This window comes from Hymenobacter rigui, assembly GCF_003944715.1.
Taxonomy (GTDB): domain Bacteria; phylum Bacteroidota; class Bacteroidia; order Cytophagales; family Hymenobacteraceae; genus Hymenobacter; species Hymenobacter rigui.
This window is the reverse complement of the sequence record NZ_RWIT01000014.1, coordinates 41136-65052: the sequence shown is the minus strand read 5'-3', so window position 1 is coordinate 65052 and position 23917 is coordinate 41136. Positions and strand designations below refer to the sequence as shown.

Below are 23917 nucleotides of genomic sequence, written 5' to 3'. Positions count from 1 at the left end.
GAATTAGCGCAGGGTCACGTTCAGACCCAGCACGTAGCTGGCCGAGTTGGGGAAGTTGGGCGTGCCGCCGTCCACGTTGCCCGTGCCGTTGCCCAGGGTGTAGTTCTGCTCGGGGTCGTAGCCAATCCACTTGGTCCAGGTGTACAGGTTGCGGCCCGATACGTAGGCCGACACGCCGCCCAGCTTCAGGCGCTCCGTCAGGCCCGCCGACAGCGTGTAACTCAGCGTCACGTCCTTGAGGCGGGTGAAGCTGGCGTCGCTGGGGTAGCCGTAGCCGCGGGGGTTATAGTAGTTGAGGCCGGGGCGGTCCTGGCGGGCGTTGTCGGGCGTCCAGTAACCCACTTCGCGCGGGGTGTTCAGACGGCCGCCCAGGTCCACCAGGTTGAGGGTGGGGTTGTTTTTGAGCACGCCCTGCACCGTTTGCAGGAACACGCGCAGGCTCAGCCCCTTCCAGGTGAAGGTGTTGGTGAGGCCGGCCGTGTACCGCGGCTGCGTGGAGCCCTGGTACTGCCGGTCGAGGGAGGTGATTTTGCCGTCGCCGTCGAGGTCGGCAAACTTCAGGTCGCCGGGCTTGGCACCGGGGTCGAGGGTGGTAGCGTCCTCCCCTACCTGCCACACGCCCACCATGCGGTAGTCGTAGATGGCACCCAGGGGCTTGCCAATGAAGCGGCGGTTGCCAATGTCGTCGGTGCCGTTGCCATACAGCTCCAGCACTTTGTTCCGAATCACGGAGAAGTTGCCGTTGGATTCCCAGGTGAAGTTGGCAGCCCGCACGTTGGTAGTAGCCAGCGTCAGCTCCACCCCTTTGTTCTGCACCCGCCCAATGTTGTCGAGAATGGTGCTGTAACCGGAGATAATCGGAATCTGCCGGGCCAGCAGCAGGTCCTTGGTTTTGGCGTCGAAATACTCCACCGTACCCGTGATGCGGTTATTCAGCACGCCGAAGTCCACCGCGTAGTTGGTGCTGGTGGTCTGCTCCCACTTCAGGTTGCTGTTGCCGATGTTGCTGGCCCGCAGGCCCACGGCCGTTACGCCACCGTAGGCGTACTGCAGCAACGCATTGCCGGTGATGGTGCCGTAGGGAGGAATAGCCTCATTGCCGGTGATGCCGTAGCTGAAGCGCAGCTTCAGCTGGTTAACCAACGAGTTACCGCGCAAAAAGCCTTCGTTGGCTACGTTCCAGCCCAGGGCTACCGAGGGGAAAACGGCGTACTTGTCGGCATTGGCCCCGAACACCGACGAACCGTCGCGGCGGGCCGTAGCCGTGAACAGATAGCGCGAGTCGTAGGAGTAGTTCAGGCGGCCCATCTGCGACACCAGGGCCCGCCGCTCACTGTAGGAGCCGATGGTGGGCGTGTTGGAGCCCGAGCCGATGCTGTTGAACCCGATCTGGTCGTTGATGAAGCCCGAAGCGTTTTCGGTGGTGGTGAAGTAGGTGTTCTGCTGGCCGCTGTACAGCAGCGTCACATCGAAGTGGTGCTTGTCGATGTCGTGGTTGTAAATCAGCAGGTTTTCCAGGGTGTAGTTGTGCCGCTCGTCGTTGGTGAGCTGGGCCCCGCCGCGCAGGTTGCCGAACTGCCGGCCTTCGTAGTAGGCATACCGGTAGGGCCGGTACGAGTACGTGGCGTTGAGGCGGTACTTCAGGTTTTTCAGGAAGGTGGGCTGCACCTCGGCGTAGGCCGTGCCGGTGAGCTGGTTCACGCGGCTTTCCCGGGTGGTGGTCAGGCCCAGCAGCGGGTTTTTCACCAGCTGTTCCGGGGGCTGCGGGAAGATGGTATAGGTACCATCGGGGTTGTACACGTTGCCGTAGGGACTGGCCACCTGCGCCAGGCCCAGGTCCACGCGGCCGCCGTCGTCGTTGTTGCGCGAGAAGAACGAGGACGTGCCCACCGTCAGCCAGGAAGTTAGGTTGGCGTCGATGTTGGTGCGGAAGCTCACGCGCCCGAACTGGTAGCCTTTCAGTACCCCGCGCTGCTTGAAGTAGTCCGCCGACACGAAGTACTTGATGTCGTTGGTGCCGCCCGAAATGGACACGTTGTGGTCCTGGAGGTAGCCCTGCTGGCTTACCAGGTCCATCCAGTCCACGGTGCGGTTGTTGTTGTAGTTGTCCAGCTCGCCGGTGTTGGGCACGGGCGTTACGTTGATGCCGCGCTGCCGGGCAAACTCCTGGTACTTGGCCGAGTAAGCCGGCCCATCGAGCGGGTGCAGGCGGGTTACCAGATTCTCGAAGCCCGCGTAGCCGTTGTAGCGAATCTGGGGCTTGCCGGTTTTGCCGCGCTTGGTAGTGATGAGAATAACCCCGCTGGAACCCCGCGTACCGTAAATGGCCGTGGACGAAGCATCCTTCAGAATCTCAATAGAGGCAATGTCGTTGGGGTTGATATCGTTGAAGTTGCCCGGGAACGGCAGCCCGTCCACAATTACGTAGGGGCTGGCTTCGGCCGTAATGGAGCGCACCCCCCGGATGCGGATGTTGGGCTGGGAGCCGGGCAGGTTGGAGCCCCCCGTGATGGTCACGCCCGCCACCGCGCCCTGCAGGGCCTGGGCCACGTTAGCCACCGGCAGCTTCTCCAGCCGGTCCTGCGGCACCGACACCACGGAGCCCGTCACGTCGGAGCGTTTCTGAGTGCCGTAGCCCACTACTACTACTTCGTCCAGGGCTTTGGCATCGGGCTGCAGGCGGATGCTCAGGCTGCTGCGGCCGTTCACCGAAATTTCCTGGGCCGCAAACCCGATGGACGATACCAGCAGCACGGCGTTGCCGTCGGGCAGGCGCAGGCTGAACTTGCCGTCGGCATCGGTGCTGGCACCGGTAGTTGTGCCTTTCACTACCACGGTAGCGCCGGGCAGCGGCTGGCCGTTGTTGTCGGTTACGGTACCCGTTACCGTCACCTCGGGAGCGGGGGCGGCAGCGGCCAGTGTGGCGGGGAGGGGAGCCAGAGCGCCATAAAGGAGTAAATGTTTTACCCTCATAGGATGCGTGGGTTATGGGGGCCGGTGGGCCGAGTGGGAGAAATGGTGTGGTGAGTCAGAGAAATTCAGCATACTGACGTAGCGGCCGGGCAATTCCGAGGGACGAATCGGGAAGCACTTCACCCCCTCAACCCGCTAGCAGTCAGCACCCAAAAGTACCTGGGCGGTTACTGAAACAGCGGGGAGTTTCCGGGCAATAACGGGGGATAAATTCGGCGGAAAAGCGCCCGTACTGCCTATTAAGCAGCTTTGTAAGTAAGCAGTCACTTTAAACTACCGATAGAGAATTACACAAGCCTGACTTGGTTTGATACCATTCGCCGCAACAGCCTTCGGGCTCCGGCTTGGCGGGAATCAGAGCAAGCCCTGGTATTTAACCCAGGTTGCGGTTTAGAGCTAGCTCCCCTCCTTGGAAAGGAGGGGTTAGGGGTGGTTGATGCTGGTAGAACGAATTCCAGATCTAGTTCTAGTGACCGTTCAACGATTGTCAACCACCCCTAGCCCCTCCTTTCCAAGGAGGGGAACTAGCTTTTAGCTCTAAACCGCAACCTGGATAATTGTAAAAAGAGCGTCAAGCACGCGCTTACCGCCCGGCCGATTTCGCGCCGGCTGGCTTGAAAAAGCCCAGGTTCCAGCGGTCCAGCCACTCAATGGTGGGCTGCTCTTCCCGGAACTGCACCGGCAGCCAGAGGTAGCGGCTATCCTTGAGGTCCTTGGGATTCCACTGGTCGGCCAGGAAAATGAACGAGCCCGGCCGCCCCGGTGCCGGCAGCACGTAAGTAGATTGCCCGCCGAAGGTTTTGGCGGCGTTGGGCCCGCGCATGGGGTCACCCAGTTCCTTCCAGGGCCCAAAGAGGTTGTCGGCGACGTGCAGCGTGGCCTGGTTGGGGTCCCAGCCGGTGCAGCCGCTGGTGATGAGGTAATACCTGTCGCCGGTTTTGAACACGGCCGGGGCCTCGCGGTGGTTGCTGAACAGCAGCGTATCCTGCCGGGTAGCCGTCAGAAAATCATCGGAGAGCCGGGCAATGCGCAGGTCGTAGTTTTCCCGGGCCGAGTAGATGTGGTAGGCCCGCCCGTTGTCGTCGAGGTACAACGTCATGTCGCGCGACATATGGCCGTTGGGCCGGAAGCTGCTTACGTAGCGGAATGGGCCGGTGGGTTTGTCGGCCACGGCCACGCCGGCGCGGGCGGCACTGTAGCCCTTGCCCTTCAGCTCCAGGTGAAACCACATCACGTATTTGCCAGTCTTCTGATTGAAGAGCACCTTGGGCCGCTCCATCAGGCAGCCCTGTTCAATATCGTGGCCGGGCTGGGGGCTGGGTTGCAGGGCCAGGCCCTCGTAGTGCCAGTTGTAGAGGTCCCGGGAGGAGTACACCGTCACGCCTTCCTCTTGCTGCCGGGCGCGCTTCTCCCCGTACCAATAGTAGGTGTTGCCCACCCGCAGAATCCCGCCGCCGTGGGCGTTGATGAGGTTGCCCTCGGTATCATACCACAGTTTCCCCGGCTGGAACTCGGTGTTGCGGGCCCCTGAACCGGGCGCAGTTACGGAGGCCGCCGGGGACTGAGCCAAGATTACGCCGCTCCAGAAACTGAGGCAAACGACGGCAAGGAGGGTACGCATAGCTGAGAATAGGTGACGAGGTACCAGGGCGCTTCAGCAAGACTCCCGGAAGTGGAAAGAGTGGGAAGCGGACCGGTAATACTCCGGCCACCGGGCCGCTTCAACACCCTAAAAGTACCCGGCGCCCGCCCCCTAAAATGGGGGGTATTTCGGGCGAATTGGGGGGATGAATTTCAACGCAGGCGCTTTCTGCCGTTAGGGTAGCGTTGAGCTTACCCGGACGGGGGAGCAATTCACGGCCGGAATGTTATTTTCGTAGCCGCAGCACCAGCCGGCGTGTTCCCACCCGCCCCGAACCGAGTGCTTTGCCTAGTTCCCCTGTTCCCACTGCTGCCCCACCCCTACCTGCCCGTGATGTCCCACCATCTCACCCGCTGGGCTTCCGCCGGCCCGCTGCTCTGCCTGCTGCTCTGGTTACTACCCGCAGCCGTGCAGGCGCAGAATACCGCCCCGGAGGATTTCCGCTTCGAGCACCTGACCGTTGATCAGGGCCTCTCGCACAGCGACGCCATGGCGGTGGCCCAGGATCGGTCGGGCTTTATCTGGGTGGGCACCAACCGGGGCCTCGACCGGTACGACGGCTACAACCTGAAGCAGTACGTGCTGCCCGTGAACCCACGCAAGGGCGTTACGGCCAACCGCATTCAGGTACTGCACGTGGCCCCCGATGGCCAGCTGTGGGCCGGCACCGAGCGGGCCGGCCTGAGCCGATACGATGCCGCCGCCGACCAGCTGCTGAACCTCGATGAGACTACCGGCCCCGCACGCCTGCGGCCGCTCATGCAGCAGCTCGCCCGCGTAACCGTATCGGCGCTGACCTCCGATAAGCGCGGCCGACTGTGGGTGGGTACTCAGAATGAGGGCGTATTTGTGCTGACTCTCGATAAGCAGGGCACTATAACCGATTTAGCCCGGCTGGCCCCGCTCACCCCCTCGGCCCAGGACCAGCTGCAGGTAACCAGCCTGGCCGCCGACGTGGAGGGCAAACTATGGATTGGCACCCTGAACGGCGGCCTGCGGGTGGTGCGCCCCGAAAGTGCCCGCCTCACGGCCGAAGCTACCGAGCTGACCGCCCCCGTGCGGGCCCTGCACCTGGACCGCCGCGGCGACTTGTGGGTGGGCACCGGCCAGCAGGTGTACTGGATAGCGGCCGCCAACCGCCGCACCGTGCGCCGCCTCTCGGACCATCCCCAAAACCTCACGTACCCGCAGCTGCAGTCGTTGCTGCTGGATTCGTTCGGGCGGCTGTGGGTAGGTACTATTTATGGCCTGTATGTGTGGGAAGCCGGAGCCGTTACGGGCACTGCCCCGCCCCTGCGCCCGGCCCCGCCCACCCTGCTGCTGCCCGAAGACGGGGAACCGTTCAACATCAACTCGGAGCGCATCCACCAGATTTTTGAGGACCGCAACCAGATTGTGTGGCTGTGCGCCTCTGCCGGTGGCCTCAACAAGGTGGATCTGCGGCAGAAGCCCTTCGGGCGGCTGCGGCGGCAGCTGGGCGGGCCGTCGTCGTTGTCCAACAACTACGTGAACACACTCTATAAGGAAGAGGCGCGGAATATTCTCTGGTTTGGCACCCGCAACGGGGTTTCGGCCTACGACCTTGGCCAGCGCACGTTTCGCAACTACCTCAACCAGGAAAAGAGCAGCACCACCCGCGGAGTGGATGTGGCGAATATCTTCCAGAGCAGCAACGGCACGCTGTGGTTTGGTACCCGGGGCTACGGCCTCACCAGCCTGGTACGGCGGGGCGGCCAGGACAAGCTGACCACCATGCGGCAGCTGCCCGACGGTACCGACCTGGGTCGGGCCGGGGTAGAAAGTATGGCCGAGGACCGTTTCGGTACGCTGTGGGTGGGCACATTTACCTCCGGCCTGGTGCGCCTCACGCCCGAGGGCAAGGTGCTGGGCTCCTACCGCGCCAGCAAAACCGGCCTGCCCACCAACCGCTTCACCTACCTGCTCTACGACCGGCAGCGCGACGTGCTCTGGGCCAGCACCACCGACCAGGGTCTGCTGAAACTACGCCCCACCGCCGACTCCCTGCAGGTGCTGGGCCAGTTCAAAACCGACCCCACGGGCCGGACCAAGGGCCTCACCGTGAACTACGTGTGGCCTTTGCTGCTGGACCGGGAGGGCAACCTGTGGATGGGAACCATCGGCGGGGGCCTGCACCGGCTGAGCACCGATGCCCAGGGCCGCGAAACTGTGCAGAGCTACCGCAAATATCTGCCCGAAACCGACGTAGAAAGCATCCTGGCCGATGATGAAGGCCACCTCTGGATTGGCGGTACGGGCCTGTACCGCTTCACGCCCGGCACCCGCCAGTACCTGCGCTACGACGTGGCCGATGGTCTGCAGAGCAACGCTTTTAAGATTGGGGCCGCGGCCCGGGCGCAGGATGGCACCCTTTACTTCGGGGGCGTCAACGGTATCAGCTACTTCCAGCCCCACGCCATCCAGCCCAACCCCTACCCGCCCGTGGTGCAGATAACCGGCCTGCGCATTGCCAACCAGCCGGTGGCCGTGGGCCAGGAACTCAACGGGCGGGTGGTGCTGCAGCAGCCTCTGTCCAAACCGCAAACCGTTACCATTAAAGCCTCCGAAAACGATTTTTCGGTGGAGTTTGTGGGCCTGAACTACGCCAACCCCCAGAAAAACCGCTATGCCTACCGGCTGGTGGGCTATAACCAGAACTGGGTGTACCCGGCCCCCGGCCAGCGTACGGCCTCCTTCGCCAACCTGCCGGCCGGGCAATACAGCTTCGAGGTGAAGGCCAGCAACGGCGAGGGTGTGTGGTCGAAGCGGGTGGCCGCCATGCAGTTTGATGTGCGGGCTCCCTGGTACAAAACCTGGTGGGCCTACGTGCTCTACGGGGTGGTGGCCGTGGGCGGCGTGCTGCTGTACCGCCGCAACGAAATGGCCCAGCAGGAGCTGCAAAACCGTCTGGCTCTGGAGCAGTTCCAGAAGCAAAAGGAGAAGGAAGTTACCGACCTGAAGCTGGGCTTCTTCACCAACGTCTCGCACGAACTGCGCACCCCGCTCACGCTCATTCTGGGGCCTATGGAGGAGATTATGCGCAGCGCCGGCCCGGTGCAGGATTTGCGCGGTAAGGTGAACCTCATGCACCAGCAGGCCCGCAAGCTGCTGGAACTGGTCAACCAGCTGCTGGACTTCCGCAAGGTGGAAACCGGCAACGTGCCCCTGCGCGCTGCTTCCGGCGACGTCACGCGCTTCCTCACCGACGTGTACGGCATGTTCCGGCTGAAGGCCCAGGAGCGGGCCGTGCAGTACGTGCTGGACGTGCCCAGCGAGCCGGTGCAACTGTACTTCGACCGGAGCAAGCTGGAAATCATCCTGACCAATCTCTTGGCCAATGCCTTCAAATATACCCGCGACAAAGGCCGGGTGGAGCTGTCGGCCACCATCATTGGCAGCCCCGGCGGCGAGGCCGTGTACACCGGCGAGCAGCTCACGGGCAACTACCTCAAAATCAACATCAGTGACACGGGAGTAGGCATCAAGGCCAACGAGTTGGAACGCATCTTCGACCCCTACTACCAGGCCTCGCACACCAACACGCTGCGCATGACAGGCACCGGCATTGGCCTTTCGCTGGCCCGGCAGTTTGCCGAGCGCCACGGCGGACAGCTCACCGTGGCCAGCACCGTGGACATCGGGACATCGTTTGAGCTGCGCCTGCCCTTTGGCCAGCAGCATCTGCGTCCCGAAGACATCCAGTCCGAAGCCGGCCTCACAACCCCGCTGACGCTGGATGAGGAGCAGCTCCTCACACCGCTGGAGGATACCGAGCTGCCCGAAACCCTGCCAGTCACCCATTCGGGCCCGCCCCACCTGCTGGTGGTGGAGGACAACGACGAGGTGCGCCAGTACCTGCAGCAGCTCTTCGAGGGCGACTACGTGGTGAGTACCGCCGAGGACGGGCTGGTGGGCTGGGACAAAGCCCTGCACCAGCTGCCGGATTTGATAATCTCGGACGTGATGATGCCCCGCAGCGACGGACTGGAGCTGTGCCAGCGCGTGAAGCAGCACCCCAAAACGGCCCACATTCCGGTGCTGCTGCTCACGGCCCGCACCGCCGAAACCCACCAGCTGGAGGGCCTGGGCATGGGGGCCGATGATTACATGAATAAGCCCTTCAACCCCACGCTGCTGCAGGCCAAGGCCGAAACCATGCTCCGCAACCGCCGCAAAACCCAGGAATACTACCAGCGCCAGATTCTGCTGGAGCCCACCGAAATTGTGGTGGCCGATGCCGACCGGGAGTTTCTGGAAGCGGCCATGGCCATTGTGGAGCGCAACCTGGAAAACCCCGAGTTCAGCGTGCAGGTGCTGGTGCGCGAAATTGGCATGAGCCAGTCGGTGCTCTATCGGCGCATCAAGAGCATCACGGGCCAAACGGTTATTGAGTTTATCCGGGACGTGCGCATGAAGCGGGCCGCCCAGCTGCTGGCCCACACCACCATGCGGGTGTCGGAGGTGTCATTCCAGGTAGGTATCGAAAACGCCAAGTACTTCCGCGCCACTTTCCAGAAAATCTTCGGCGTAACCCCCTCCGAATACGCCAAGCAGCACCGCCAAAGCCGGGAGCCGGCTTCTTCAGGTGAGTAAAGGTGCGTGAATAGTACGTCATGCAGAGGCGCAGCCGAAGCACCTCGCGTGCTGACGTTGCTAATCAAGCACAAGTTGCGGACTAAAGTTAGTGAGCTAGTTCCCCTCCTTGGAAAGGAGGGGTTAGGGGTGGTTGACTGTTCCTGAACGATGACTAGAATTAGCTCTAAAATCAGTTCTAACAGCATCAACCACCCCTAGCCCCTCCTTTCCAAGGAGGGGAACTAGCTCACTAGCTCTAGCCTGCGACCTAAGTGCACTATTATTAGCAGTACAAAAAAAGCTTATGCTGTGATTTTTACCTGGTTACATCTGACTGACTACTTAAAAAGCAGCAACAAACAGCTGCTACCACGAAGCACCTGGCTGGCCGGCCTGACGAATTCGGCCCCGCTCTTTCCCCGATATCCCCCCCGGCCTGGGAAAGGGCGCTGCCTACTATTGCAGTTGATTTTCCTGCGCGGTAGAGCAGGGGTGCACTGGTCAGCTCAACACGCATGCAACGACGTTCATTTCTGACGGGCCTGGGAGCCGGGGTTTCGGTGCTGGCACTGCCGGCCGCCGTTTCGGCCGCGGCAGCCGTACCCACCGCCACGCCCACCGACCGAAGCTACTGGGTGAACACCCTGCTGCGGGTGGCCGAGCCGGTGCTGGCGGCCACCGCCCGCAACCAGCTGCGGGCCACCATGCCCGTGGCGGCCACCCCCGGCCACGAAGCCGACCGTCGCCAGGTAACACACCTGGAGGCGCTGGGCCGTACCCTGGCCGGACTGGCCCCCTGGCTAGAGCTGACTGCTGCGCCAGCCGCGGAACGGGCCGCGCAGCAACGCTGCGCCGAGCTGGCCCGTCAGGCCATTGCCAACGCCGTGAACCCGCAGGCCGCCGACTTCATGAACTTCACCCAGGGCGGGCAGCCGGTGGTGGATGCCGCCTTCCTGGCCCACGCCCTGCTGCGGGCCCCCAACCAGCTCTGGGAAAAACTGCCCACTGCCACTAAGCAACAGTTCACGACGGCCCTGCAAAGCACCCGCGTCATCAAGCCCTACTACAGCAACTGGCTGCTGTTCAGCGCCATGATTGAGGCCGCGCTGCTCCGGTTTACCGGCAGTGCCGACCTAATGCGGATGGATTACGCCATCAAAGAGCACCAAACTTGGTACAAAGGCGACGGTACCTACGGCGACGGGCCCGACTACCATTGGGACTACTACAATAGCTACGTGATTCAGCCCATGCTGCTGGATGTGGTGGGCGCGCTGGTGGCCGCAGGCAAGGAGAACAAGGAACTACTGGAAAAGCTGCAGGCCCGGGCCCGGCGCTATGCCGCCGTGCAGGAGCGCCTTATTGCCCCCGATGGCTCGTTTGCCGCCTTCGGCCGCTCCCTAGCCTACCGTTGCGGGGCCTTTCAGCACCTGGCCCAGGCGTCGTTGCAGCAGTTGCTGCCCGCGGAGTTGCCGGCCGGGCAGGTGCGCAACGCCCTCACGGCCGTTATTCGCCGCACGCTGGAAGCTAAGGGCACTTTTGATGCCAAGGGCTGGCTGCAGATTGGCCTGTGCGGGCACCAGCCAGGCATCGGCGAGCAGTACATTTCCACGGGCAGCCTGTACCTGTGCACCACGGCCTTTCTGCCCCTAGGCCTGCCCGCCGCCGATGCCTTCTGGAGCAGCCCGGCCCAGCCCTGGACGGCCCAGCGCATCTGGTCGGGCCAGAATGTCAAAACCGACCACGCCCTCTAGCTCCCACCCCCGCCCGGCCGCCTGATGGCCGGCGCTACGCTGCTTTTTCAATGAACATTTCTGCGCTGCTGCTTCCTTTTACCGCCCTGCTGCTGGGGGCCCTCCCGACCCCGGAGCAGCAAACCGTCACGGTGCGCAACCGCCTCCCGGCGGCCCGCACGCAGGAAACCGTGAGTGTGCCTGTGCGCCAGCTCTCTAAGGCCCTGCAGAAGCTGGGGCCCAACGGGCTGGTGGTGAAGGATGCCCAAAGCGGCGCGGTGCTGGTCAGCCAGTGGCTGGATCTGAACGCCGACGGCCAGCCCGAGGAGCTGCTGTTTCAGACGGATGTTCCGGCCAAGGGTATCCGCCGGTTTGTGCTTACGGCCGGTACGCCCCCTCCTGCCTCGCCCACCCTTACCACCTTCGCCCGCTTCGTACCGGAGCGTACCGATGACTTTGCCTGGGAAAACGACCGGGTGGCCTTCCGTACCTACGGCCCCAACGCCCAGGACCTCTACGACCGCAAAGACCCCAACGGCACGCTTAGCAGTGGCATGGACTGCTGGCTGAAGCGCGTGTCCTACCCCATCATTGATAAGTGGTACGGCCGCCACGTGCACGAAAAGCCCTTCGCCTACCACACCGACACCGGGGAGGGCTACGACCCCTATCACGTGGGCAGCAGCCGCGGCACCGGCGGCACCGGCGTACTCGACGGGGATAAGCTCTACGTGTCGCGCAACTTCACGGGCTACAAAGTGCTGGCCCTGGGACCCATCCGCACGGTGTTTGAGCTGACGTATGCACCCTGGAACGCCAACGGCCGCCGCGTGACGGAAACCAAGCGCATCAGCCTGGACTTGGGCTCCAACCTCACCCGCTACGAGGAGCACGTATCGGCCGATCAGCCCCTGCCCAACCTCACCGTGGGCCTCACCCTGCACGAGCAGAAGGGTCAAGTACAGGCAGACCCCAAAGCCGGCTGGGCCCGCTACTGGGAGAAAATCGACGACTCCTACCTGGGCACCGGCGTGGTGGTGGCCCCCGGCTACCTCACCAGCTACCAGGACCACCGCGCCGCCCAGAAAGACCAGAACCAGCTCTACCTCATCACGCGCCCCAAAGCCGACCGCATGGTGTTTTACGCCGGGTTTGGCTGGCAGAAAAGCGGGCAGTTTGCCTCGCCCGAAGCCTGGGACGCCTATCTCTCCCATTTTGCTACCTGCCTGGCCTCCCCGCTTACGGTTTCCGTAAACTAAGCTGCCGCGCAGATTTTCCCTCTTTTTTCTTTTTCTGCTTATGCCAGCCCTTGTTCACGCCATTGCCAGCGCCTTCACCGATGCCTTCGGCCACGATGCCGCCCTGCTGGTGCGCGCCCCCGGCCGCGTCAACCTCATCGGGGAGCACACGGATTACAACGGTGGCTTCGTGCTGCCCGCCGCCATCAACAAGGAAATTTTCTTCGCCGTGGCCCCCAACAACCTGGGCCGCATCCGGCTGGCTTCTTACGACAAGCAGGAGCACCACGAGGTGGAGCTGACCGCCGAGCCGCTCGCGCCCGGTCCGGTGCAATGGGCCAACTACCTACTGGGTGTGGCGGCGCAGTTTCAGAAGCGCGGCCTAGCCGTTCAGGGTTTTGACTGCGTATTTGGCGGCACCATTCCGATGGGCGCGGGTCTGTCGTCGTCGGCGGCCGTGGAGTGTGGGCTGGCCTACGCGCTGAACCAGCTGCACAACTACGGACTAAACTCACTACAGCTGGCCCAGCTGGCCCAGAAGGCCGAGCACGAGTTTGCCGGCGTGCTGTGCGGGCTCATGGACCAGTTTGCCAGCATCATGAGCCGGGCCGGCCAGGTAGTGCGCCTCGACTGCCGCTCGCTGGAATACGTGTACTTCCCCTTCGATACCCAGGCCGCCCAGGTGGTGCTGTGCAACTCCGGCGTAAAGCACAACCTCGCCGACTCGGAGTACAACGTGCGCCGCAGCCAGTGCGAGCGGGGTGTGGCGGTGCTGCGCCGGTACTATCCCACCATCCAAACCCTGCGCGACGTAACACTGGCCCAGCTGCAGGCCCATCAGCAGGAGATGGACGAGCTAACCTACCGCCGCTGCCGCTATGTGATTGAGGAAAACGAGCGGGTGCTGCGCGCCTGCGACTACCTGAACGCCGGCGACCTCACGGCATTCGGTCAGCAGATGTACGCCTCCCACGCCGGACTGCGCGACGACTACGAAGTAAGCTGCCCCGAGCTGGACGTACTGGTGGAAGCCGCCCGCGGCCTGCCCGGCGTGTTCGGCTCGCGCATGATGGGCGGCGGCTTCGGGGGCTGCACCATTAATCTGGTGGCTCCCGAGCACGTGGAGGATTTCGTAGCCGAAGTATCCCGGCACTTCACGGCTCAATACGGCCGGCCGCTGGAAACCTACCACGCCCACATTGTGGCCGGCGTAAGTGCCGTGCCCGTAACCGTAGGCGCTTAATTTCTGACTTGCTTTTTCCTGTTTGCCGTGGCTGATTTTGATCTGACCGAACACCCGCACCGCCGCTACAACCCCCTTACCGGCGAGTGGCTGCTGGTGTCCCCGCACCGCTCCAGGCGCCCCTGGCAGGGCCAGCAGGAAGCCACCGACGAGGCCCCCCGCCCCGCCCACGACCCCACCTGCTACCTCTGCCCCGGCAACGTGCGCGCCAACGGCGAGGTAAACCCCAATTACTCTGGCACCTTTGTCTTCGACAACGACTTTGCTGCCCTGCTGCCCGACACGCCCGTGGGCGAGGTCAACATTGGCGGGCTGCTGCGGGCCGAGGCCGAATCGGGCGTGGGCCGGGTTATCTGCTTCTCCCCCCGCCACGATTTAACCCTGCCCGAAATGAGCCCGGAGGCCATTCGCGGGGTGGTGGACGTGTGGACCCAGCAGTTCCGGGAGCTGGGGGCCCGCCCCGACATCAACTACGTGCAGATTTTCGAGAACAAGGGCCAGGTGATGGGCTGCTCCAACCCCCACCCCCACGGCCAGATCTGGGCCCAGCGCACCGTGCCCGGCGAGCCGGCCCAGGAAACCCAGCAGCAGCAGGCGTATTTCCAGCAGCACGGCCGCAGCCTGCTCACCGATTACCTGGCCCTGGAGCTGGAGCAGCAGCAGCGCGTGGTGCTGGCAAACGCGCACTGGGTGACGGTGGTACCCTACTGGGCCGTGTGGCCCTTCGAGACGCTGGTGCTGCCCCGCCGCCACGTGCAGGACCTGACCCAGCTCACGGACGAGGAAAAGGACGCACTGGCCGACATGGTCCGCCAGCTCACCATCCGCTACGACAACCTGTTCCAGACCTCCTTCCCCTACTCCGCCGGCCTGCACCAGCGTCCCACCGACGGGCAGCAGCACGCGGCCTGGCACCTGCACCTGCACTTCTACCCCCCGCTGCTGCGCTCGGCCACCGTACGCAAGTTCATGGTGGGCTACGAGCTGCTCGGCAACGCCCAGCGCGACATCACCCCCGAAGCCGCCGCCCAGCGCCTGCGCGAGCTACCCGATGTGCACTACAAATCTGCCCGCCAGTAAGTTATCTGATTAGGTATGTCACCAAAAACGGACCGGGATTAATTTCCCGGTCCGTTTTTATTTCATCCTAAACACACATCTACTCTGCTTTAAACCGGTATTTCAGCCACACCACGTCGTTATCCAGCTGCTGCACCTGCTGCAGGTAGAGCCGGGTGGCCGGGCCTTTTTTCAGGTAGTCGCTCACCTCGAAAGTGGTGGGCGACTGCGCCGTGCCGTCGGCAATGGGCAGCACCAGCAGGCTCAGCTCGTCAATCAGGCCGGCGTTGAGCAAAGAGCCGTTGAGGTGGCCGCCGCCCTCCAGCATCAGGGTTTCAATGGGGAACAACTCGGCTAATTGCGTCAATACCGAGGCAAAGTCAATTTCCTTCTTGCCCGCAAACAGGTAAGAAATGCGCCGGCGCTGCAGGTAGTACAGGTACTCGTCGCTGACCTGCTCGGTAAGCACTTCCACGATATGGTCGCCGCCGGTGGCGTTACTGTCCCAGCCCAGCTTGCCGTGCGCATCTACGGCCACGGCGAAGGAAGTGGCATTGGCATCTCCGATGAAGGGCTCCCGGGCAATGGGATGCGGGGCCGGCTGCAGATCGGGCTGCACGCCGCCGGAGAAGTCGCGCTCCATCGTCACGCGCCCGCACATCCAGGCCTGACTGGTGAAGGTGTCGTGGTACTTCTCGAAATAGCCGGAGTAAGTATCGGTAAGCGTTTTATCCCGCCAGTTGGCGGCCAGGATTTTGCCGTCCACCGTGGACATCATGTGGCAGATTACGTGGGGTCGTTTCATAATAGGCATTCAACGGGAAAACGGCCCCTTTGGTGGCAGCGACGGTAGTGGCACTGTTTTACTTGCTATTCGGTTTGGCCGCCAGCGTATCCAATATCAAAATGACATTTCGGTCCTTTTTTGCCATATAGGCAATGCGCACCGGCAAACCAGCCCGTATTACCCCGCCGTGGGAGGCTGCATTATTATACCCATAGTCCGCTACCTCAAAATCGGAGAAGCTGAACGGTACTCCAGCTACGGTAAAAGTCTCGTATTTGTGGCCTCCCTCTGGCATGGGGCTGAAGTCAGTTACAATACCTGTTACGGTTCTATACTGCTTCTGCTTGTAAACACTTTTGGTATGTGTGTATTCAATAATTGAGTTAGGCAGCAGAATAAATATCCAAATACCTGCAAAGCACATGATGATGATGCTTAACATTCTGCTGGGAGGACGCACATCCACGTCAGAAAACGGTGTCGTTTCCTCCTTCGTCGAATATTTTACAGAGGGATACCGCCAGCCGAGAAATAGAATAGCTAAAGGGAGAAGCACAAATAGTACATGTGCCAAGACGGGGGCGTCGTTAGCAAAATCATAGACATTGCGCCAAACATCCATAGTGGATATCAAATGTTTTTTATGTAAACAAAAAGCCCGTTTGCATCTTGCAAACGGGCTTTTTGTTAATAACTGCAGAGAGGATGGGATTCGAACCCACGATGAGCTTTAGACCCATACACACTTTCCAGGCGTGCTCCTTCAACCACTCGGACACCTCTCTGGGTATTGCGGGAAGTGGCGCAAAATAACACCCGATTTTCGGGATACGCAAGCCGGCGGGCGCTTTTGCCTATAGTATTGTGATTTCGCCGCGCAGGTCCTGCAGCAGCAGCTCGCGGGTGCGGGCGGGTTTCTCGTTGAGAGCCAGCACAAACATGAGCTTGGTAATGGCGGCCTCCACCGTAATATCGGCCCCGCCCAGTACGCCCATTTCGGTGAGGTATGCGCTGGTTTCGTAGCGACCCTGCAGCACGCGGCCTTCCTCGCACTGGCTTACGTTCAGCAGCAGCACGCCCCGCCCGGTGGCTTCCCGTAGCGCCTGCAGAAACCACGGGGCCGTGGGCGCGTTGCCGGCCCCGTAGGTGAGCAGCACCGCCCCGCGCAGGCCGGGGGCCTCCAGCTGGGCCCGCAGCATCCGCTCCGTCAGGCCCGGAAACAGGTGCACAATGGTCACGTTTTCTTCCAGCTGCTGATGCGCCCGCAGCGGAGCCGCCGGCAGCGGCCGAATCTGCTTGTCGTTGAACTCCAGCTCAATACCGGCTTCGGCCAGGGGCGGGTAGTTCTCGCTGCGGAAGGCGTTGTACTGCTGGCTTTCCACCTTCTTGGCCCGGTTGCCCCGAATGAGCTGGTCGTTGAAGAACAGGCACACTTCGGGCACGCGCACGGTGCCGGCCGTGGAGCAGCGGGCGGCGGCCATTTCCAGGGCCGTTACCAGGTTGCGGCGGGCATCGGTGCGGATGCGGCCTACGGGTACCTGCGCCCCAGTGAACACCACCGTTTTGCCCAGGTTTTCGAGCAGGAAGCTGAGGGCCGCCGCCGAATAGGCCATGGTATCGGTGCCGTGCAACACCACAAAGCCGTCGTAGTGCTCGTACTTTTCCTCGATAAGGGCCGCCAGCCGCAGCCAGTCCTGGGCCGTTACATTGCTGGAGTCGATGGGGTCGCCGAGGTTGGTTACGTCCACCTGCATATTGAGCTGGCGCAGCTCCGGCATCTTCTTCCGAATCTGCTCAAAGTTCATCGGCACCAGCTCGCCGCGCTTGTTGTAGGCCATCCCGACGGTACCGCCGGTATAAATAATGAGAATGGATGTCTGGGGGCGGTTTTCGACAGCAGGCACAAGCAGGTGGTTGGGTGGAGCGGCAAGTTAGCAACCGAAACAGAACGTCCTTCCGAGCGAGGCTATATAGACAGGACGCTACTTGAGTAGAGCATTCTGCGAATCAGGCAGCGACGAAGCATCTCGGGTGCTGGTGGCTAAACAGTTTGGCAACTTCAGCACCCGAGATGCTTCGGCTGCGCCTCTGCATGACAGCAGAATTTACTTCCTCAGGCGGTCAGCTTCGCCAAACAGCTCCAGCGTGTTGCGGGTAGTGGCAGCGGCTACTGCGGCACCGGTAACGCCCATGATTTCGGCCAGACGGTAGGCCACCAGCGGAATGTACGCCGGCTCGTTGCGCTTGCCGCGGTGGGGCACGGGGGCCAAGTAGGGCGCATCGGTTTCCAGCAGCAGATGCTCCAGCCCAATACCCGGCAGCACTTTATCGAGGCCGCCGTTTTTGAAGGTGGCCACCCCGCCAATACCCAGCTTGAAGCCCAGCCGGATTACTTCCTCGGCTTCGGCCGGCGTACCGGAAAAGCAGTGAAATACGCCCCGCAGCGTGCCATCCTGCTCGGCCGTGATAATGTCGGCGGCTTCGCGGAAGGCGTCGCGGGTGTGCAGCACCAAGGGCAGGTTGTGCTTTTTGGCCAGGGCTACCTGAATGCGCAGGGCCTCCTGCTGCTCGGCCAGGTGGGTTTTATCCCAGTACAAATCAATGCCGCACTCCCCTACCGCCGCGAAGGGCCGCTGGTTGAGCCAGGTTTCCACCTCGTACAGCTGCTTTTCAAACTGGCGGGTGACGTGGCAGGGGTGCAGGCCCATCTGGGCGAAACACTGGTTGGGGTACCTGGCTTCCACCTCCAGCATGGCATCAATGCTGGCGTGGTCGATGTTGGGCATGAAGATGGTTTCTACCCCGGCCTCAAAGGCGCGCTGGAGCATGTCGTCCTGGTCGGGCTTGAACTGCTCCGAGTAAACGTGGGCGTGCGAATCAGAAAACTGCATACCACAAAAGTAAGGCAGCAGTGCGGTGGTGAATTTGTGAAGTGGTGAATTTGTGAACTTTCATTGCGAGGCGGAGCCGACGCAATCCCTCCTTCTCAGCGCGCAAAGCATTAACAGAAAAGCCCCTGACGACCGGGTTGGCGTCAGGGGCTTTGGAATAGGTCAAAGTTAGGAGCTTCGTGAAGGAAGGATTGCTTCGAACACTGGCTTGATGCGCCACATGCCTCGCAATGACAATTGCCTTATCACCACCTCACAAATTCACCTTTCATCACTTCACAATTTCACCGTCCCCGTCTGACGGATGTCGCGGGAGGAGCTGCCGGCTTGCAGGGTGAAGGTGCCGGGTTCCAACACCCACTGCTTTTTGGCTTCGTCATAGAGGCGGAAAGCATCGGGGCCGAGGGTGAGGGTGACGGTTTTCGACTCGCCGGGCTTCAGGAACACTTTCTCGAAGGCTTTCAGCTCCTTTTCGGGGCGCTTCAGACTGGCCTGGTCGTCGTGCACATAGAGCTGCACTACTTCAGCCCCGGCCATTTTGCCGGTGTTGCGCACCGTGAGCGTAGCCGTGGCGCCCTGGCCGCGGGGCTTCACCGTGAGCTTGCCGTACTCGAAGCTGGTGTAGCTCAGGCCGTGGCCGAAAGCGTACTGGGGCGCTACGTTGTAGGTATCAAAGTAGCGGTAGCCGACAAACACGTCTTCTTTATAGGTTTGCTTCAGCTCGTTGCCGGGGGTGCTGGGGTATTCGCCCAGCTTGTGGGCCGGGGAGTCTTCCAGCTTCACGGGCCAGGTCATGGGCAGCTTGCCCGAGGGGTTCACGTCGCCGAACAGCACGTGGGCAATGGCGTTGCCACCCTCCATGCCGGGGTACCAGGCTTCCACAATGCCCTTCACCTGCCCCTGCCACGCCGATACGTCCATCATGCCACCGCCCAGCAGCACCACCACGGTGTTGGGGTTAGCGGCAACCACGGCCTTAATCAGCTCGTCCTGCCCGAACGGCATTTTCATGTCGGGCTTGTCGAAGCCCTCGGCGTCGTAGGCGTTGTCGCCCCACTTGCTGTAGTCGTAGCCGTGGGTAGAGCCCCCCACCACAATGGCCACATCGGCAGCCTTGGCGGCGGCCACGGCCTGGGCAATCAGCTGGGGGTCGGCTTTCTGGTCGCGGGCAATTTTGTAGCCCTGCGCATACGTGATGTTGGCACCGGAGCCCAGCGCCTTCTGCAGGCCCTGCAAAGGCGTTACCTCGTATTTGGCCTTCACCTGGGAGCTGCCGCCACCCATGGCATTCTCGCGGGTGGCGTTTTCGCCGATGACGGCGAAGGTTTTGGTGGTCTTTTTGAGGGGCAGGAAGTTCTGGTCGTTTTTGAGCAGCACAATGCCTTCCTCGGCCACTTTCAGGGCCGTGGCGTAGTGCTCGGGGGTGTTGTAGGCACCGGGTTTGCGCTTGGCCCCGTCTAGCATGCTGGTTTTGTACATCACGCGCAGAATGCGGCGCACTTTATCGTCCACCAACGGTTCCAGGCTCTTGTCCTTTTGCACGGCTTCCAGGGCGGCATCGGCCAGGAAAAACCGGTCGTAGAGGCTGCGGGTGGCCTGGGCGCCGGTGGCGGTCTGGTCCACGCTGCCGTACATGAGGGCCAAGTCGGTGCCCATTTCCAGGTCGGTGCCGTTGCGCAAAGCCTTCTGGGTATCGTGCACCGAGCCCCAGTCGCTAATCACCAGCCCTTTGAAGCCCCACTCGCCCTTCAGGATGTCGTTCATCAGGTAGGCGTTTTCGGTGGCGTAGGTGCCCCGAAACTTGTTGTAGGAGCCCATGAGCGTGTACACCCCCGCCTCCTGCACGGCCGCCTTGAAACCCGGCAGATAGATCTCGCGCAGGGCCCGCTCGCTCATCTCCACGTCGATGTCGTTGCGGTGGGCCTCCTGATTGTTGGCCGCGTAGTGCTTCACGCAGGCCGATACGCCCTGGTCCTGCACGCCCTTGATGTAGCCCACCACCATTTTTGTAACCAGGTAGGGGTCTTCGCTCAGATACTCGAAGTTGCGGCCGTTGAGGGGCGTGCGGATGATGTTGATGCCGGGGCCGAGGATGATGTCTTTGCCCCGGGCGGCAGCCTCGCTGCCCATCACGGTGCCAAAAGTGTAGCCCAGCGCGGGGTTCCAGGTAGACGCCAGGGCGTTGCCCACCGGCAGGTAGGTACCGGCGTCGTTGGCATTCTTCACGCCTTTCCAGTCCCGGCCCTGCTCGGGGCGCACCCCGTGGGGACCGTCGGAGGTCATGATTTCCGGGATATTCAGCCGCTTAATGCCCCCGGCCGCAAAGGCGGAGTTGGCGTGCAGCATGGATATTTTTTCTTCCAGTGTCAGCTTTTTCAGCAGGGCCTCAATTTTGGCCTCATTACCCAGCAGTTCCTGCTGGCGGTTGCCCGGAGCCAGAGCCGGTTTTTTGGCAGCAGGAGCCGGCGTCTGAGCAGTTGAAACGAGCGGGGCCGCGCAGAATAGCGCCGCCGCCAGCAAAGCCGCCCGGTGGGAAGGGAAACAAAACATATAGCGAAGGATGGGGATGGCGAAGACCGGCCCGGGGCCGCACAAACCGGGCTGCCGGGTAGTCAAATGTAGAGCCATAGTCGGCCAAAATCCACCCAAAAACCCGCTTTTCGCTTAGCTCACCAGCGGCGGTGGCAGGCGGCCATACGCTTACATCACACTTAACCGCGCCTGGCACGGCGGGGCGTCGGCTCTACTGTGCAGCCGTCGCACGGATAAAAAACAATGAAAATTTTAGCGGTACTGCCGGCCTTTCCAATCGAACCGCAGCGGCAGCAGCCGGAACATAACCAGACTGCCCGTTAGGGCTACTGTGTAGAGCTCGAACTGGGGCAACAGCGCCAGCGGGGGCCGGCGGCCTACCCGCCGGAAGCACTTGGCCGCCAGCCAGCCCTGCAGAACCAGCTTGGCAGCCCACACGCCCAGCGCCCAGGGCCAGCCCGCCACCACTGCCAATACGGCCAGCAGCGGGTAAAACGAGCCGTACAGCGCCAGGCAGGCCTGCAGCCAGCCGGGCAGCTGCTCCACCCCGCGCAGCCACCGCCGCCGCTGGTGCAGCAGCCCGCCCCAGGTATACATCGGCAATGACTCGGCCAGCACCTCGGGCCGGAACAGGTTGCGGGAGCCGTAGCCCTGGCCCAGAATGGCCTTGAACAGCTCGAAATCCTCGGTGACGGAAAATGGCAGGGCTTCGTAGCCGCCGGTGGCCTCGTAGGCGGCGCGGGTTACCAGCATGTTGTTGCCCATGGCCGTCACGGGCCGGCCCAAATCGGTAACCACCTGCACCAGCCCCAGCGACATCAGCCAGTCGAGGCCCTGCAACCGGTGGAACAGCCGGGGCCCGGTTACCAGTGTCAGGCCCGTGACGCTCCCGATGCCGGGCCCGGCGTGGGCCAGCAGGCCGGTAAGCCAGGTGGGCGGCACAGCAATATCGGCGTCGGTGATGCAGAAATAGTCGGTAGCAGCGGCCCGGGCCAGGTGGGCCAGCACATTGGCCTTGCCTCGGGCCGTACCCAGAGTTTCGGTGATGGGGATAATGCGGAACGAGCCGGCGTAGCCCGCCATAGCAGCGGCCGCCACGCGGGCGGTGGCGTCGGTGGAGCCGTCGTTGCCCAGCAGCACTTCCACCAGTTCGGGCGGGTACCCCAGCGCCCGGATGGCCTGCAGGCAGCGGCCGATGGCGGCTTCTTCGTTGCGGGCAGCTATCAGAATGCTCACGCGGGGCAATGGCTCCGGCAGCGCAGACACAGCCTGCTCGCGGCGGCCAAACAGCACAACAGCCGTGAGCAGCAGCCCAAACCAACCCAGAAAATACAGCGTCAGCGCTACCAGCATGCCCTACAGTTTATCGAAGTGGTAGCCGAGGGCGGCAAAGTGCGCTAGGTACCGGGGTAGCACGTAGCGCAGGTTGCGGCTGGCTTTCAGGCTGTCGTGAAACACCACCACGGAGCCGGGCCGGGTAAGCCGGATGGCCGTAGCCAGGCACTTTTCGGGGGCAAAATCCGGGTCGTAGTCGCAGGTCAGCATATCCCACATGATAATCTGGTGGGTATGGTGCAGCTGCCGCGCCAGGCCACGGGTGATGCGGCCGTAGGGCGGCCGCAACAAGGGCCGCGCTTCGGGCTGAAGCTGAAACAGCACCTCCTGGCAACGGGCTACATCTCTCAGATAATCAGCCTGGGTATGGCTCCAGCCGCTGATGTGATGGAACGTATGGTTCGCCAGCCGGTGCCCGCCCGCCAGCACCTGCCGGGCCACCTCCGGGTGCCGCAGCAGATTGTCGCCGACGCAGAAGAAGGTGCCGTGCGCCCCTACCCGCGCCAGCTGCTCCAGTACAAAAGGTGTTTCCTCCGGAATGGGCCCGTCGTCGAAAGTCAGATAAATGGTAGGCGGCCCGGCAGCCGGCAGCCGCCACACGCATTCCGGAAACAGCCGCTGCACCAGGCCAGGCATTCGGTGTAAGTGCATCTTTAGTTGTTAGTTGTCAGTTGCTCGTTGTTAGCTATCAATTGATTGTTGGCAGTTGCGAGTGGTCTTCTCCTTATAACTGACAACGAACAACTGACAACTAAAAACTACCCCCGGGCCGCCCGCACCACTTCCGCCCACAGCTGCCGGGCGCTGGTATCCCAAGAAAACCGCTGTACGTTGCGCTGCCCCTGCTCCACCAGCTGCTGCCGGTATTCCGCCGACTGGGCCACCTGCGTAAGACCTTCGGCAATGGAAGCCACCGAGAATGGATCAACCAGGTGCGCGGCATTGCCGGCCACTTCGGGCAGGGAGCTGCAGTTGGAGGTAATAACGGGCGAATGGCAGGTCTGGGCCTCGATAACCGGAATACCAAAACCCTCGAAATACGGTACGTAACAGGTGGCCAGCGCCGCAGCATACAGTTCCACCAGCTCGGCATCCGTAACGCGGCCGGTGAGGTGCACATCCTGCCGGTACCGGAGCTGCTGATACACATCGAAAATAGGCCCCGCTTTCCAGGCGGTACGGCCCACCACCAGCAGCTTCACGGGCGAGCTGGTAACGACTTTGAACGCATCAAACGCCCGCAGCAGATTCACCAGGTTTTTGCGCGGCTGCAACGCGCCCACAAACAAAAGATAGTCCTTCCCGGCCGCGTACCGCTCCCGGGTAGCCTGCTGCACAGTGGGGGGCTGCGGCTGAAAGTGCGCATCAACGGCATTGTACACCACGCTTATTTTCTCTTCCGGGATGCCATACGTCTGCACAATATCCCGCCGCGTAGCTTCCGAAACGGCCACCAGCCGTGCAGAAGCGTTGGCGAAGCGGGGCGTAAAATACCGGTAGTAGCGCAGCACCAATCGGTCCACATCCTGCGGAAAATGCTCAAACGCCAGATCATGCAACACCGTCACGCGGGGCACGCGGGTGCGCAGAGTGGTATAGCCGTCGGGACTCAGAAATACGGCCGGGCGGTGCTTACGCAGCCAGCGGGCCACGGCGCCTTCAAACCAGGCTACCCACAGCAGCGGATGCCGGGCCGGGGGCTGTAGCACGTGCGGCACCACGTTCGGCCCGAACAGATACCGCTCGTCAAACGCCCGGTCAAACAGAAAATGAAACGTGTGCTCCGGCTGCTGCTGCACCATCCGGCGCAGCGTTTCAAACGTGAAGCGCCCAATGCCCTCCAGCTTGTCGCCGGGCAACAGAAAGCGGACGTTGACAGCTATATGCACGG

The 23917-nt window shown here is 62.3% G+C and carries 15 protein-coding genes and 1 tRNA gene; 5 read left to right on the top strand and 11 right to left on the bottom strand.

The genetic code is table 11. The features are described 5' to 3' along the window. Positions 1–3 precede the first annotated feature (3 nt). Positions 4–2973, bottom strand: coding sequence for a SusC/RagA family TonB-linked outer membrane protein (locus tag EI291_RS18550; RefSeq protein WP_125423569.1), 2970 nt, complete (start codon positions 2971–2973; stop codon positions 4–6). 583 nt (positions 2974–3556) lie between these two features. Beyond that, positions 3557–4594 (bottom strand): glycoside hydrolase family 43 protein, encoded by a 1038-nt coding sequence (locus tag EI291_RS18545; protein WP_125423566.1) that lies wholly within the window; start codon positions 4592–4594, stop codon positions 3557–3559. Positions 4595–4948: 354 nt separating this feature from the next. Here EI291_RS18545 and EI291_RS18540 point away from each other — a divergent pair, with 354 nt between their 5' ends. From EI291_RS18540 to EI291_RS18520, 5 genes are all read left to right on the top strand, one after another. After that, positions 4949–9226: a hybrid sensor histidine kinase/response regulator transcription factor gene (locus EI291_RS18540; RefSeq protein ID WP_125423564.1), complete on the top strand. Its 4278-nt coding sequence runs from the start codon at positions 4949–4951 to the stop codon at positions 9224–9226. Positions 9227–9723: 497 nt separating this feature from the next. Then, positions 9724–10962 carry a DUF2264 domain-containing protein gene (locus EI291_RS18535; RefSeq protein ID WP_125423561.1) on the top strand — a complete coding sequence of 413 codons (1239 nt, stop codon included), beginning with the start codon at positions 9724–9726 and terminating at the stop codon, positions 10960–10962. 50 nt (positions 10963–11012) lie between these two features. Further along, positions 11013–12200 carry a DUF4861 family protein gene (locus EI291_RS18530; RefSeq protein ID WP_125423558.1) on the top strand — a complete coding sequence of 396 codons (1188 nt, stop codon included), beginning with the start codon at positions 11013–11015 and terminating at the stop codon, positions 12198–12200. A 40-nt stretch (positions 12201–12240) separates the two neighbouring features. Next, positions 12241–13422: a galactokinase gene (galK, locus tag EI291_RS18525; protein ID WP_125423555.1), complete on the top strand. Its 1182-nt coding sequence runs from the start codon at positions 12241–12243 to the stop codon at positions 13420–13422. Between the two features lie 27 nt (positions 13423–13449). Then, complete coding sequence (locus tag EI291_RS18520) at positions 13450–14502, top strand: UDP-glucose--hexose-1-phosphate uridylyltransferase (RefSeq protein WP_125423552.1); 1053 nt, start codon at positions 13450–13452, stop codon at positions 14500–14502. A 79-nt stretch (positions 14503–14581) separates the two neighbouring features. Here the strand turns inward: EI291_RS18520 and EI291_RS18515 are convergent, their stop codons facing one another. From EI291_RS18515 to EI291_RS18475, 9 genes are all read right to left on the bottom strand, one after another. After that, entirely contained in the window at positions 14582–15286 is a 705-nt protein-coding gene (locus EI291_RS18515; RefSeq protein WP_125423549.1) for a RibD family protein, read from the bottom strand. 58 nt (positions 15287–15344) lie between these two features. After that, positions 15345–15890, bottom strand: coding sequence for a hypothetical protein (locus EI291_RS18510; RefSeq protein WP_125423546.1), 546 nt, complete (start codon positions 15888–15890; stop codon positions 15345–15347). 75 nt (positions 15891–15965) lie between these two features. Next, a tRNA-Ser gene (locus EI291_RS18505) sits at positions 15966–16053 on the bottom strand. A 69-nt stretch (positions 16054–16122) separates the two neighbouring features. After that, on the bottom strand, positions 16123–17172 hold the full coding sequence (locus EI291_RS18500) for an asparaginase (protein ID WP_240635598.1): 1050 nt from the start codon (positions 17170–17172) through the stop codon (positions 16123–16125). 201 nt (positions 17173–17373) lie between these two features. Next, positions 17374–18159 carry a TatD family hydrolase gene (locus EI291_RS18495; protein ID WP_125423539.1) on the bottom strand — a complete coding sequence of 262 codons (786 nt, stop codon included), beginning with the start codon at positions 18157–18159 and terminating at the stop codon, positions 17374–17376. 276 nt (positions 18160–18435) lie between these two features. Then, a complete protein-coding gene (locus EI291_RS18490) occupies positions 18436–20709 on the bottom strand; it encodes a glycoside hydrolase family 3 C-terminal domain-containing protein (protein WP_125423536.1) in 2274 nt (757 codons plus the stop codon). Positions 20710–20943: 234 nt separating this feature from the next. Next, on the bottom strand, positions 20944–22044 hold the full coding sequence (locus tag EI291_RS18485) for a glycosyltransferase (RefSeq protein WP_125423534.1): 1101 nt from the start codon (positions 22042–22044) through the stop codon (positions 20944–20946). A gap of 3 nt (positions 22045–22047) precedes the next feature. Continuing rightward, positions 22048–22677, bottom strand: a complete 630-nt coding sequence (locus EI291_RS18480; protein ID WP_240635597.1) for a polysaccharide deacetylase family protein — start codon at positions 22675–22677, stop codon at positions 22048–22050. 107 nt (positions 22678–22784) lie between these two features. Further along, positions 22785–23915, bottom strand: coding sequence for a glycosyltransferase family 4 protein (locus EI291_RS18475; protein ID WP_125423531.1), 1131 nt, complete (start codon positions 23913–23915; stop codon positions 22785–22787). Between the last annotated feature and the right edge of the window lie 2 nt (positions 23916–23917).